The following is a 13,973-nucleotide window of genomic DNA, read 5'->3' as shown; positions in this document are numbered from 1 at the left end:
GACTTCATATAAATCGTTTAAACCATTTAAGCCATCTAAAACCGGGTGCCGATGCTGGCTGCAACACTAGAAAGCGATGCCCAGCGAGATATGGGGCCGGATCTGGCGTTTCTGGATGCCATAGGCCAGGTCCAGGTTCAGGGTGCCGACCGGACTGCGCCAGCGCGCACCGGCACCGACGCCGTGATAGAAGGTCTTGTTGTTCCAGTTGTCGGCGGCCGCACCGATGTCGTAGAACACCGCCGCGCCCCATTTCTCGCTGAACCAGCGCTGGTATTCGGAACTGCCTACGGCCAGGTACTTGGTCGGGTAGACGGTGCCGTTCTGTTCGTTGCCGATGCTCTGGTAGCTGTAGCCGCGCACCGAGTCGTTGCCGCCGGTGCGGAACAGCAGCGAGGGCGGCACCGAGCCGGCGCTGCCGGTGGTGAAGACTCCGCCCAGCTCGGCCCGCAAGACCACGATGTCGCGCTTGCCGACCGGGACGAACTGCTTGAAGCGCCCATACAGGCGGCTGAAGCTCTGGTCGGTCAGTAATCCCTTGAGTGCGAAGCCGGCTTCCAGCGTCAGCAGGTTGCCCCGGCGCGGGAAGATCGGGTTGTCCACGTTGCGGCGCGACCAGGCGAAGCCGGGGACCAGGGCGCGGTGCTTGCCGGGCGTGACGATGGTATTGGCCGGCAGGGTGCTGCCGTTTTCCTGGCTCAGTTCATCGCGATAGTAGGTCAGCGAATACGTGGTGTCATAGTTTTCGCTGTTGCGGGCGCGCTTGAGCCCGATCTGCTGGCTGCGCAGGTCGATGCCTTCCAGCTTGGTGCGGTCATAGGACGTGTTGAGACTGTTGACGAAGGCCTTCTGGTCCGGCGGCATGGCCAGCGACATCAGACCATACTGGCGCTTCTGTTCCAGCCGCACCTGACTGTCGAAGACGTAGGCCTTGTCGAACACGTTGTAGTGCGAATAGCGGCCTTCGACCTGGGCGCCGGTATCGGTACTGTAGCCGACCCCGGTGCGGATGCGCTGGGCCGGGAATTCGGTGACCTGCACCTTCACCGGCGTGAGATCCGGATGTTCGGGGTCGTCGTCGATGGCCACGATGGCATTGGAGAAGTAAGGCGTGTTCTGGATCTGCCGCTGCAGGGCCAGCAGGCGATCGACGTCATAGGCTTCCCCCACGTTGAGCGGATTGACGTTGCGGATGATGGACTCGGGATAGCGGCGTGTGCCGGTGATCTGCAGGGGCCCCAGGGTGAAGGCCGGGCCGCTGTCATAGTGCACCGACAGGTCGGCCTGGTGCTCGTCCGGATCGACCCGGGCCTGCGAGGTGGCGATGCGGGCGGCCGCATATTTCTTTTGCTGCAGCTGGTCCAGACCGGCGTTTTTGGCCTTGTCCCAGTCTTCCTGGCGGAACGGCCGGCCGGGCGGCAACGACCAGTTCTCGCGCAGCGCGGCCACGCGCGCCGCATCGTCGCGCCCGGCCACGCCGGTGACGCTGATCTCGGCCGAGGCCACCTCGGTCCGCGGACCGGGATCGACACTGAGCGTGATGCGCCGCAGCGGCTCCTGGCCGGAGGAGGCCGGCCCGGTCGTCATGCTGACCCGGGTGACCGGGGTGAAATAGCCTTCGGTGGAGGTCAGCTCGCGCACCTGGTCACCGGCCGTGTCCATCATGAACCTGAGCTGTTCGTCGCTGATGTCGTCGCGGTCCTGGTAGCGCGAGAGATCCAGGAAATCCTTGAGCAGCGACTGCACCGGCTTGGGTGCTTGGATATCCACCTGGTAGGCGGCATGGGCGGTATCGGCGGCACACCAGAGAAAGGCGATGGCCAGGTGGCGGGTCCAGGTCATTGATTCACTGCATCATCTGTTATCGGTTGAGGCGTCCGGCCTGACGCGCCCTGCGGCAAGTCGGGTAGGATGGAGGGCTGGGCGCTGTACGCCACCCAGGCCTGACCCGCGCGCGGCGCGGATAGTTCCTGGCCGCTGCCGGCCGTCGGCGCTTCATTTCCGGGTCGTGGCGGGCACCGCTGCGGTGGAGCGCCAGGCACATCCGGCCGATGCGGGTCAACAGGCCAGGGCGCGCGGATCGTCCGCCTCGTTCATCCCGCTATTGTAATGCGCCTGCCACGCCGGCCGCGCGGGTATTCCGGGTATTCCGGACCAAACCCGGCATGGTACTTGTCCCGCTACCGCAGGCGTGTGCTGTACATCGAAGGAGAGTCACGTGAGTAGTGTGAGTATTGATGCGTATTCGGAGAAGGCCAGTTGCGAACGGCTGCTGTCGGTCCACCGCTGGACCGACAGCCTGCTCAGTTTCCGGACCACCCGTCCGGCCGGCTATCGCTTCACGCCCGGCCAGTTCGCCCGCCTGGGGCTGGAGATCGATGGTCAGATCGTTTCGCGAGCCTATTCCATCACCTCGGCCGAGCATGAGGATCAGCTGGAGTATTACGCCATCATCGTGCCCGGCGGCCAGTTCACCACGCGCCTGGATGCTCTGCGGCCTGGTGATGCGGTGTGGGTGGAAAAGCTCAGCTATGGTTTCATGACCGCCGAGCGCTTCGTCGATGGTCGCCAGCTCTGGATGCTGGCGACCGGCACCGGCCTCGGACCGTATGTATCCATCCTGCAGCAACCCGAGGTCTGGCAGCGCTTCGACCACCTGGTGGTGGTGCATGGCGTGCGTCGGCGCGAGGAGCTGGCCTATGCCGACAAGTTCGAGCAACTGCGCCGGCAGGCCGCCGAGCAGGGCTGGCCGGCACGCCTGCAGCTGCTGCGCTGCGTGACCCGCGATACCGACCTGCCGGACGCGCATGGCTGGCTGGCCGGACGCCTCACCACGCTGCTCAGGGATGGCGCCCTGGAACAGTCAGCCGGCCTGCCGTTGAGTGTGGAGCAGAGCCGGCTCATGGCCTGCGGCAATCCCGACATGGTCACCGAAGTACGCGAGCTGCTGCGTGAACGGGGCATGGGGCCATTGCGCCGCACCGGCGGCGGTCAGTTCGTGACCGAAGACTACTGGTGAGGCCAACGGGGACGGACTTGCTCCCCCATTTCCCCGCCGACGGGTCCTTATGCGGACTTTACAGAATCCGCTTCCATATCGATAAAGAGCGCCGATGGATTTCTGAAAAACTCCGGAAGATCGGTTCCGCTGGGCTTATTTGCTATTGACACCTCGTATAAATTCGATTTTTAGCTCGAATCTTGCGATTTCCTTTCTATTTTCTTCCGATTTTCTCTATCTCCTATGTATGGAAGTTTTGCGATGCCTCGACGGCATCGACAAACGCGGGGAGCCGACATCGATGAAGGCAATCGAGGGCAGCAAGCCAAGGCACTTCATGGGAAGACGATTCCGGGTCACAGCCGCGCGGGATCGTCACCCGTCAGTTAATTGAACCATTTGGGGGTAGCATGAATTTGAAGAAGATCCTGCACGTAGCCATTGCCGACGACCATCCTATCGTGCTGGGTGCGCTCAGGAGCGAGTTGGCGCGCCTGCCGGAAATACGCATCGATCTGGAAGTGGATACCGGCGAAGCACTGCTCACGGCACTCAAGCGCTCGCCTTGCGAGATCGTCATCACCGATTTCGCCATGCCGGCCGATGACAGCGAAGAATCCGACGGCTTCGCGCTGGTGAAGCGGATCAAGACCGAGCATCCCTCGACCAAGCTGATCGTCTATACCGCCATGAACAACGGTGCGGTGATCCGGCGCCTGTATCGCATGGGGGTCTTCGCGGTCATCAACAAGCGTGAAAAGGCCGATGAACTGATCAATGCCTGCCTGGCCACGCAGAGCAGCAAGCAACTGTATTTCCCGGTATCGCTGCGCGGTGAGCTGGAGATGAGCTGGGCCCAGGGTGAAGGTTTTGGATTGGTGCGCGAGTTGACCCAGAGCGAGCTGGAGGTGGTGCGGCTGTTTGTCGAGGGGCAGTCGCTGGGTGAGATCTGCGAACGTCTTTCGCGTACGCCCAGCACCATCAGCACCCACAAGAACAATGCCATGCGCAAGCTGGGGCTGAGCACCGATGCGGATCTGATCAAGTATGCGTATTCGACCGGAATGATCAACTAGGCGGGGCACCGCCCGCCGCCCGCCGATATTAATCCGGCGGCGGCAGGGAAGGACGGTGCGAAGGACGGTGCGTTTGTCCGCCGCAAAACGCCATTTTGCCCCTGATGCCCTTAAGATTTTGAAATGTTCGAAATGAGACATGCTCAACGCCATATTGAGGATTTGACTGAGCTCAAATTTGCCAGTAATGTCGTAGCTAGCCTTTAAGGCCTTTGTACTGCCGCTGCCCGTCGTGGCATTAAAGAAGCTCAGCTCTTGCTGGGCTTTTTTTGTTTTTGCGTCATGAGATACTTCACTCCGGTACCAGGGTACGTGCCTGAGGCCGAAATTGGCCGAGACGAACTGCACGGCAAGATGACGCAATAATTTCATTTATCCCCAGTAGAGCGCGAAATCTCTATTTGCTATGACTATTAGACCGACTGCGATCTATTCGTTAACGCACTTGATGGAGAAGTTTCTGCTTGGTGCAGGCGTCGCTTAGTTGTGGATCTCATTAGTGAGCCTCTTCGGTATGGCTGTCATCAACGAAATGCATTGCGCGAACATCATGCTCTGAATGGCGCCCGAGCAAATTATTATGCATTTCGAGAGTCGCCGTTCAGCGATAATACGATTTCTTAAGTCACTGGTAGTGCGGGGCACTACCGCTAACTAGAGGCTTCCGCATTGACTTCGCTGTAGCGTTTAACCAGTGCGTGGTAGAGGTCCTTGGCAAAAGAATCTTGTTTTGGGTCTAATGTCGAAGTTAGCTCGACCAAGTGAACGTTATCTTCTTTGCCCATCCAGGTTTTTATGTATGTCCCAGACTTATAGCCATTGTGCTGCCTGAAAATATTCAGCACATTCTTGGAAATATATTGTCGCGTTACATCATCCCATGACATATCAAGTGAATCGAAACACGCTTCGAGAACTCCGATCTCACATCGACGAACTGATGCTAATCCGCCGAGCAATTCCAGTAATGTCCTCGGGTCGTTTCGATCAAGCAAATGTGCGGAGCCATCGAATTCAATGGTGTATTGGGTGGGATTGGACTTTTCGACAACAGATTCCGCAGCCTTTCTCACGTCACCTTCGGCCTGCAAAAGTTCATGTGAAAGAATAAAGTGGAGAATATCGATAAGCTCAATTTGTACTTGTGCTAAATCGGGTTGCTCTTTTTTCCACCACTTCCATCCATAGTGATCCAAGGCCTCGGCGACTTCAACAACTACCGCTCTTAAAAAGGGGTATTTTGCAGAGATCCATTCTGGATTCACTGTGCTGTTCATCTCCCCTTGGAGAGTTAGCATTTGAGCAGCTTGTGCCATGCGTAGAGGTTCCATCCAGGCTCTCCTTTGGTTACCAACCGACCAACTCAGTTACGAGCTATCGTATCATTCTGCTGTGCTATCGAATTTAAAATCTGATTAATAGCTGATCTGGTCTCGGAGAATGCATTGTCAGCCAATTCTACGAGAATTCGATTTGCGAGTTCACTCGCAGATATCTCGTGCTTCAGTTGCAGCCCGCACTTATTCATACAGAGAATAATTATGTCGGCAGGTGGTGAGGCAGAGCCTGACATATATTTGGAAAGCATTGGCTGGCTTTTCTTTATTTCCTTGGCAAAATCTTGTTGACTAAGGCCAGACTGCTTCCATGCGGTTGTAATAATGTCTTTGGCTTTCATTGGATTCTTGACAGGGTGCACTGTTCAGATATTATTCATTATAAGAATAAATTGATATAAACAATCATGCAATGGTCAATTGAAAGTGATCGAGGAAGTGCGGACGCGGGGCAATTTGCGACTCCAAATTGGGTGGCGGAATTACTTTGTTCTCGGCTTCGAAGAACTCCGAAAGATGTCGTTGATCTGGGAGTTGGTAAAGGGGCATTGACTACTGCATTAATCGATCGATTTCCGAGCGCGCGACTTATTGGGGTTGATAATTACCCCATCCCTCAGGGAATACAAGCAGAAATGCGCGCAGATGGTGTATCCCTGATTTCTCGTGACGTAACTGAACCTAATTTTCCTGGTTGGTTTGTTCGAAGGTATGGAAAAATGAGCACGGTCATTTGCAACCCGCCATTTACCTATCTCAAAAACGATCCTCAGGTGCAGGCAAAGCTAACAGCGTTGGGTTTTGGGGCCACTAAGGGAGCCAAGTTGCAACGAATGGATTTGGTTTTTTTGGCGCATGCGCTGAAAATGCTAAAGCCCGGGGGCGAAATGGCGTTTATTCTTCCAATATCGGCGTTTGCGATGTCGCGTACGTTCGCAAATTTGAATGCCTTATCGCGATATTTTGGGCTTCGCGAAATTATTGCTCTTCCTCAGTCGGTATATCAGAGTGCCGATGTGCAAACAGCGATATTGATCTTTAGGCCTGATGTGACCAATGCGACAAGATCGAAATTTACAGTGTTCAATGCCCGAGATGGCCAAGGCATCGAGCGCATTGGCGAGTTCTCTGCTGAGCAGTTGATAAGAGAGTGCAAAGGCGAAAACAGAACCGTACGAGCCAGTACAACTTTGTCTTCTTTAGGCGCGCAAATTGCTCGCGGAAAACATTCATCTAATACATTGGCGCATCAAGGAATATCGCACTTCCATACGACTTCATTTCAGAATTATCCAACTTCTCAAATTCATTTTGAAGACGGCGTACATCCAAGTGTGACGACTCAGGTGGACTCCCCGGCTCAAGAGGGGGATATCTTAATTCCAAGGGTAGGGACTAGATGCTTAGGACGAGCCGCTATCGTTATGAGAGGCAGTCAATATATTTCGGACTGTGTTTTCCGCATTTCGGCACCGTCCGCTGAACGCCGTAACATTTGGGAATTTTTATCATCCGAGACAGGGCGCGATTGGCAGCTGGCGTTAGCGCGTGGCGCATGCGCTAAATTCATCACACATCAAGACTTGGCCAAGGCACCGTTGCCAATGACCATCGGTTAGTTTCGTTTATCCAATATTGACGCTGTATTTATGCCACAGGTTGACTCCGCTTGAACGTTTTGATTTTCTCTTGGGGTGGTCATAAATGATGCCCGTCTCGCTCGGATAAAGGCTGCAGAAGACAGCAGTTGCAATGCCACATGGCTTTGTTCCGATGGGAGCAATGAACATCTTGTCACCGGCAGAGAGAGAGAGTCTAGTCTTCTCCAAACAATCAAAGGCAGACCCAGGTTCGTTGGCCGAACAATATGCAACGTCGATTGAACCTTGTTCTGACAGAATCGAGAGGTGAGGTACGATCGCATTAAGTTCCCATCCTGCCCGAAAAGCAGGTACGCCGAAGACAACCTTGATTTCTTTCGACGAGATCATTTGAAATTCTTCCAAGGCTCGAGCCATACGCTCGGGTTCGTATCCTAAGAAGAATACTCCCGCACTAACCTCATCACTTGCCAAGTCAACGATTGAATGCGGTATCGGGCGATAGTCTGCGATAAGTTCCGATAGTGCGAACGAATTCCCTCCTACTGGCTTCGTGTAATTAGCCGGCTCAACATAAATCGTGGTGAAGACTTTAATACCAAGGGCAATCAATGCTCGAACAATACAAAAAAGCTCAGCAAAACCTAATGTTGTGGCCTCTAGAACAATTGGACGATCATCCAAATGCTCTTGGATCAAGATCTCGCAGCTGTCCGCGGAAACGGATTTTTCACCTATTTTTACCGCCATCGTTTCCACGTCATAGCTCACAAGAATGCGGTGATGTGATTCCGCATTATTGAGCTGTATTGCCAAACGTCCTCTGTCGTCAATTGGATTGCCGTGAAATACGAGGCTATTAATTGGGATGGCCAATTCGCTAGGCTCTAAATTACTGGTGCTGTAGAAATGCGCTGCCGGGTTCATTGCCATAATCCCATTTGAGTAGATCCCAGCTCATTCTGTTTTCCATTGCCTCTCACGAGCTTGTTGCTCAAATCCTGATACGCATCCTCAGTTCCTAGCGCTAACACTTGAAATTGATCTACCGAAATTTCAATCTTTCTTTTCTTTCGATAGCTGATTTGGAAATAAGGCGAATAAATTGGATTGAGTTGGTAGTCGACAATATCAGATCCGACTTTATTTTTTGTTTTAGTCTCTAGTTTTTCTACCAATATGGCGTATTTTTTTGCCTCACTAATGAATTTCATTTCAATGTCATTTAAAGCTCGATCCCCAGAGTTGATGGTGAACTGATTTTGTTCTGGCTCGCTCATTGCCGGTTGCGCCTGCAAGGAGCGAAATACTCCGCCAAGGCGTAAAACGAACATCCGCAAACGTTCACCATACTCACCAAAAGTCTTAATCTCTTCGATAAGCTTTTGCGCAGCTTCGTATGCTGCTCTGGCTTGAATATCTATTGAAAATATCTGACTGTCTTCTTCCATTAGTTCGGCTACCTCAAGTGCCTTATAAGTCAGAATCAAGAAGTGACGCAGATTATTTCCGGACATCGTGCAGAACGTATCAAAGCCGCTGTAAATCGGACAAACTGGTTGATAGGGGCGATACAGCTCAAGTAATGCACCAATCAGATTATTGTGTATCCAAGTGCTTTGAAATGATCCGCTGCTATCGTCAGAATAGAGTCTCAATTGTTTGAGGATCGACTCTGGATTCAGCGAAGATCTGTTTAATAGCGCAGGCAAAACAACAAGTGCCTCCGGAACATCGGTGAACTTGGCATATTCAAATGCTAGAGATCTTGAAAATCGACGTCGTGTAAGTGCAAGCTCCACCCGCTCCCAAAGAATTTTATTTATACGGTCGTGATTGAGAGCATCGGCAGCAAGTTCTTTGGCAGTCCTTGAGGGGAAGAGAGTTCGAATCACATTAAGAGTTCGATCTCGATAGTCTTGTGTCTGTCTAATTTTTAGATTGTCTGGCTCTAATACCGACGGCAAAAACTCTGCATCAGAATTTTTTTCTGCTAATTCCAAATTGGCTAGAAACACTTCGGCAAAAAACACCTCGCGTTGCGGGCTATCTTGAAGGTCATCTAGAGAAATCAGGCGGAAGTCATGAGTCGCGTTCACAGTCTCCAAGCCTGTGGTACGATTTTCTGGTGATAACTCTTTAGAAGTAAAACTCACAATAAGAGGGCGTTGGCTGTGCTTGAGATAGTTATTTAGCACTCGACGCTGATAAGAAACTAGATTTTCGACTTCATCGACATAGACGTAAAAAGCGATTTCTTCAAGGCCAGGTGTCGCACGAAGATCTTGAATAATGGCAGAAACGAAGTCTCGTCCAGGAGGTAAAAGTGGCTGTTCTAATGAAGAAATATTAGAAATCCAAGTGGTGAATCTCCGGCGACTCGCTTCTAAGAAAAATTCCAATTCGATTGGCGATGTTGGAAAGTCAGGGTGAAAATCAGAGGCACAAGATATTTTCAACGAAGAGTAATCATCTTTAGAGAATCTTGCGAAAGTGCTATCCGCAATAAGCTTCGTTGCTCGCAGAATTTCGATGGAGGTTACGAGTGCAAAGTAGCTGTCGAAGATAGAAATCCATTGATCTTCGGTCAGACCTCTTGATTTCAAGGAATTAGAGAATTGGGTGTCTACACGCCAATAGATTCCTACGTGGGATATTTCGTCATCAGGTATTTTTAAGCGCTTCCGTGAAAATGCAGTGTGGTAATCCATGTACTTAAGTAGCATGGTTTTTCCACAACCCCGTTTTCCGATGATGTAGGTCGAACGTGTAGCGGATCTCAGGTTCAGTTGTTGAAAGTATGGCGGAATAAAAAATCTTCCCCATACGTCGGCATCATGTTCCTCAGCTCGAGTCTTCGCGAGGATAGTATGGTCGATAATTTTGCTCATTCTATCTATCAAAAAGTGGCTTCCAAGTTTCCGATTCATCCCATAATAACTGCAAAGAATCGTCAGGAACCCCATGTTCATAGGCGACCATAAGTCCCAAGCTGCCAAAGCCTAGCGGCTGCTTTTCTTTGAAATTTCCTTTGGCCGACACAATACTCTGATAGACATCTACGGGACTTATTTCATGAGGCCATCTGTTCTCGTTAATCCAGGTGGAGGCTTGTGACGAGAAGCTATCCTCAGCGGTCATTTTTTCACCAAAAAATATCGGGATATCAGGGAAAGATTTTTGAAATCGAGAAATTGCAAATTCATGAGCAATTGCAACGACAATTCCCACCTTTCCTGGATTTCTAGTCAATGCGGATAGTCCCTGTTGAAGCATCCCTTCTAACTGGTCCCCAGTGAATACCCCATCGTCGACAAGAAGATACCTTTCGTGTTCTTGTAATGTGGTAACGGAATCTGGATATGAGATTTGTGCACCATTGATTTTGAATTCTTGCTTCAACATGCGCGTGATGAGTTCTCCACTTTTGCCTGGGCGCGTATGTTCATGCGCAGGAGGGCCAAAGTACACTTTCAAGTTGGCTGCGCCTTGCAAAATTTCGCGCCAATGAAGCCTTTCTCTATCTGTTTCATTTTGAGCGATGGTGAGCGCCATTTTCCGAAGCGCTTGAGCCAATGCGGACTCGATTTGGCCGGTAGTTCTATAAATTAAATGGCGAAGAATAAATAGTGCCAAAGAGTATTCAGGGCCTTTGGCGAATTGCTTCAGCCACGTACTAATCCGCTCTCTGCTCAGCCCATTTCGAATTCCAGTGGAGCTTAACAGCTGGATCTCCCGCTTTAGATTCAGGTCGTCGTTGACAATGGAAAGTGCCTGTTGTTGCATAAATGACGCTCTTTAATTTGACTTGTGATCGGAGCGGCCAATTAGTATCTGCAGATGTTTCCTTTATGAAAGCATCTGGTGTCTACTCCCCCTAGCCTCTTAACAAGACATTACACCAAAAAATGAGATGGTGAGCGCAGGAGTTACGTTGACGTGAGTTCTATGCGAAATGCTGGGAGGTAGAAACTCAGTGCCATGTAGCCGTTGGTATATTGGATGCTCCCCACGCTAATCCTTGGCGAAATGGATCTTAAAACAATGCTGACCTGCGGTAATTCATCTCACCGGAGTCAGGTTTGAGCCCTTTTTTTTCTAAAGTCCCATCTTGCAAACTGCATCTCAGATACCTTCGTGAACGAAGTTAAAGGACCGCCCGACTCGAGAAGATGAAAAACCTGCGGCGGCGGGAGCCGATATTATGCAGCGCACCCCTGATCTTGGCGTAGGCTCAATCGAATCTAGGCTCGACGAATCAGCCTCTACAAAAGGCGGTAAAGGTTGCCAGCACCTATCTCCAAGCTAGAAGAGCTTTGCCAAGTTTTGCGCAAACGTTGCGAAGCGCTGGCGTTCTGCCGGAGTGATTTCCGACGCCTTCGCCCTCGCAGCCTCCTCGAAAATGTCCTTCAAAGCCGGACCTATCTCGTGCTGCTGCTGTGAGTTCTGGGCCAGGGTCGACTTATCGAACGCCTTGGCGATCGACGCTGCCGCCGGCGCTTTATGCTGAACAGATAACAATAGACGAACGCTGCTGATGTCCACGCTTCGCATGAGCAACTCTGTGATTTTCCCCAGCAACTGTGGATGGACCTCGGTGCCCTTAGCCACCAGCCGTGTCATTTGAAGGGCGCCCTCGACACGATCTTGTTTGTTGACCGCATCCAGCAACAGCGTACCGAGTGTCAGATCTAGCTTGGTCTTTTCCGACGATTCGCCCATTTCCCTGAGTACGGCCTGCATCATTTCTTTGCCAGCACCTGCTTGGTCTTTCATGTAAAGGATCTGGCCCGCGTAGAAGTGGGCCTTCTTGTTCTCTGCGCCATTAGTTTGCTGCACCATGAGCTTAGCTAGCCTGTCGGCCGCGACCAGATCACCCTTTGCGATCTTGCGCTCAATGGCACCTGCAAGAACCTCCTGCCCTTTCTGGGAGTCCAGGTTGGCGACCAAAGGATTGGCTTGGCCAAGGGCATCTGCGAGCCTGGCATCAACAGCCTCCTCAAGGGCGGCACTGTTGCGCACCTTGATCGCGAGGAATTCCTTGGTCAGCGGCAATACCCCTGGCATCTCTTCTGCCTGCACGCCCTTTCTGAAGACAACACCGCGATTCTCAAGCTCGTCCAGTGCGCTAACGACTTCCTCCTCAGGGATGTCCAGCGCGATTGACAGAATGGGTAGCGTCCAATTAGTGCCCAGGTAAGGGTACAAAAGCGCAACATCGCGGGCATTTACGTCGAGCTCATCGAACATTGTCGTGAAGCAGAAGTCCAGGAACTCGCGCTTCTCGATTGGAGCTCCTTTGAACGCATCCTCCGCCGTCCTGAGCGAGCCGCTCTTGGCCGCGATGGACGCGCTCCATTTTAGGGCCAGCGGAATCCCGCCAGTGTATTTGACGATAGACCGGATCGCGGCGCTATCTGTCACTTTCCTGCTGTATCCCTGCCGTTTGAGCTCGATTTCAAAGAGCTGAATCGCCTCGTCTTCCAGCATCTCCGGAACAGGCACCGACAGGGCACCCATGTTCCGACTGATGCGACTTGTCACCAGAACCTTCACCGGGTCGGGCACCTCGCGATACAGAAAGGAGATCACCTGGTCGTCAGAAACATCCTCAATATTGTCGATCAGCAGTAGTCCTCGTATGCCGGTCATAGCATCAAGGATCGCAGCCTTGGTATCGTCCATGGATACTTGTGGCGGCAAGCCCAGGCAATTAGCGATTGTTTCCAGGAATTCGGTGATCCCGGAGAATCCGGCGACGCGCGACATCACGCTGCCTTGCCAGACCCGACTCTTGGCTGACAACGAGATCAGGAACTCGTAGTCCCCCCCGTCATAGAACTGCTTCGCTAGTTCGATCGCCACGGCCGACTTTCCGACTCCACCTAGGCCGTCCAAAGAGATAACAGGGTGCCGGAGTTGCAGTGCTTTGCGGACCTCATCTAGGACTTCGCGACGGCCGATGAACTGCTCGCAGTGAGGGGCGAGGAGCCGAAAGTAGGGTTCGTCGATGTCTAGTGCGTAAGCCTCTTGCTGTGAGGCGTCGACATCAGTGAACAGCGAATAGATGTCGATTGGATCTTGGCATGCCTTAGACTCGTCATCAACGCGTAGGAAGAATGTATTTTTCTTAAAGAGACTTTTATTGTTACTCGTATCGATAGGCGCGTCTCGTTGGGTTGCGACAGGGAGCTGATTCTTAGCGATGCCAGGTACGAAGACGATCCAGATGACCCGACCGTTCGCAAGCTCAATGGTCTCCTGAAACACTTTAACCCGCGGACCGACATACGCCTTTAACTTGTCGTTAACACGCTTCGTGTCAACCGCATCGGACGCCGGGATGCCTTTGACGACATATTTGTCGTCGATACCAATACAGATCGCACCACCCTTCGCGTTGTGAAAGGCTAGGACATGCCTGGCGAGCTTGGCAATGCCAAAGGGGCTGCTGACCTCAAGCTGTTCCTTATAATCCCACCACTGACCTTCGTTCCGGTTCTTTGCCTTGGTCTTATCCTTTGTCAGCAACTCAGATTCAAATGCCGGGTCCATGGCCATTTTCTTCAAGCTGGCGGTGATGACAGCAGCCAAACTCATCCATCTCCTCCTCTGATTGTTGGATTTTAATTTTAACCGATTAACCTGCCATCCTTCCCGCTGCATCAATACATGCAGACGCCGAGATCCATATCGGCGTTTTATGGCTGCCAGTTCGCAAAGACGCTGACGCAGTTCCTCATCGTCAGGACGACGGGATTCATAGTGACACAAGGAGCGGAAAATACCTATCAGCCCGCAGGCACGGGTTACGCCTAGACCGTGGACATGCATGATGTTCGTCACGGGGTAAGGCGAGCGTTAGTCCATGGTAGTTGATCAACATCTACCTATAAAAAAAAAATTTCCCCGAAAAATCTTTAATGCGAGCAATAAATCTCAGTTTTCGAAATAACGT

10 protein-coding genes are annotated in these 13,973 nt (G+C 52.1%); 3 read left to right on the top strand and 7 right to left on the bottom strand.

Translation table 11 applies throughout. The annotated features are described in order from the left end of the window. Positions 1-66: 66 nt before the first annotated feature. Positions 67-1,842 (bottom strand): autotransporter assembly complex family protein, encoded by a 1,776-nt coding sequence (locus VE092_RS01350; RefSeq protein ID WP_324873059.1) that lies wholly within the window; start codon positions 1,840-1,842, stop codon positions 67-69. Positions 1,843-2,227: 385 nt separating this feature from the next. Here VE092_RS01350 and VE092_RS01345 point away from each other — a divergent pair, with 385 nt between their 5' ends. Both VE092_RS01345 and VE092_RS01340 read left to right on the top strand, forming a co-directional pair. After that, positions 2,228-3,019, top strand: a complete 792-nt coding sequence (locus tag VE092_RS01345) for a ferredoxin--NADP reductase (protein ID WP_414653383.1) — start codon at positions 2,228-2,230, stop codon at positions 3,017-3,019. A 392-nt stretch (positions 3,020-3,411) separates the two neighbouring features. Further along, the gene (locus VE092_RS01340; protein WP_324873055.1) at positions 3,412-4,077 is read left to right on the top strand and encodes a response regulator transcription factor; all 666 of its coding nucleotides are present in this window, start codon (positions 3,412-3,414) and stop codon (positions 4,075-4,077) included. Between the two features lie 650 nt (positions 4,078-4,727). On the opposite strand, the gene VE092_RS01335 is transcribed toward VE092_RS01340, so the two are convergent. Continuing rightward, positions 4,728-5,408 (bottom strand): dUTP diphosphatase, encoded by a 681-nt coding sequence (locus tag VE092_RS01335; protein WP_324873053.1) that lies wholly within the window; start codon positions 5,406-5,408, stop codon positions 4,728-4,730. Between the two features lie 32 nt (positions 5,409-5,440). Further along, a complete protein-coding gene (locus tag VE092_RS01330; protein ID WP_324873051.1) occupies positions 5,441-5,755 on the bottom strand; it encodes a helix-turn-helix transcriptional regulator in 315 nt (104 codons plus the stop codon). A 66-nt stretch (positions 5,756-5,821) separates the two neighbouring features. On the opposite strand from VE092_RS01330, the gene VE092_RS01325 reads away from it, so the two are divergent. After that, the gene (locus tag VE092_RS01325; protein WP_324873048.1) at positions 5,822-7,033 is read left to right on the top strand and encodes an N-6 DNA methylase; all 1,212 of its coding nucleotides are present in this window, start codon (positions 5,822-5,824) and stop codon (positions 7,031-7,033) included. Between the two features lie 6 nt (positions 7,034-7,039). Here VE092_RS01325 and VE092_RS01320 read toward each other — a convergent pair whose 3' ends face one another. From VE092_RS01320 to VE092_RS01305, 4 genes are all read right to left on the bottom strand, one after another. After that, positions 7,040-7,942, bottom strand: a complete 903-nt coding sequence (locus VE092_RS01320) for a hypothetical protein (protein WP_324873046.1) — start codon at positions 7,940-7,942, stop codon at positions 7,040-7,042. Then, on the bottom strand, positions 7,939-9,906 hold the full coding sequence (locus VE092_RS01315; RefSeq protein ID WP_324873044.1) for a hypothetical protein: 1,968 nt from the start codon (positions 9,904-9,906) through the stop codon (positions 7,939-7,941). The genes VE092_RS01320 and VE092_RS01315 overlap by 4 nt, the downstream gene beginning before the upstream one ends. 1 nt (position 9,907) lies before the next feature. Next, the gene (locus VE092_RS01310; protein WP_324873042.1) at positions 9,908-10,801 is read right to left on the bottom strand and encodes a phosphoribosyltransferase-like protein; all 894 of its coding nucleotides are present in this window, start codon (positions 10,799-10,801) and stop codon (positions 9,908-9,910) included. Positions 10,802-11,320: 519 nt separating this feature from the next. Further along, positions 11,321-13,615, bottom strand: coding sequence for an ATP-binding protein (locus VE092_RS01305; protein ID WP_324873189.1), 2,295 nt, complete (start codon positions 13,613-13,615; stop codon positions 11,321-11,323). Between the last annotated feature and the right edge of the window lie 358 nt (positions 13,616-13,973).

The organism is Herbaspirillum sp. (assembly GCF_035644555.1).
Lineage (GTDB): Bacteria > Pseudomonadota > Gammaproteobacteria > Burkholderiales > Burkholderiaceae_D > Herbaspirillum.
The sequence above is the reverse complement of the archived record's forward strand: the minus strand, read 5'-3'. Positions and strand labels throughout refer to the sequence as shown.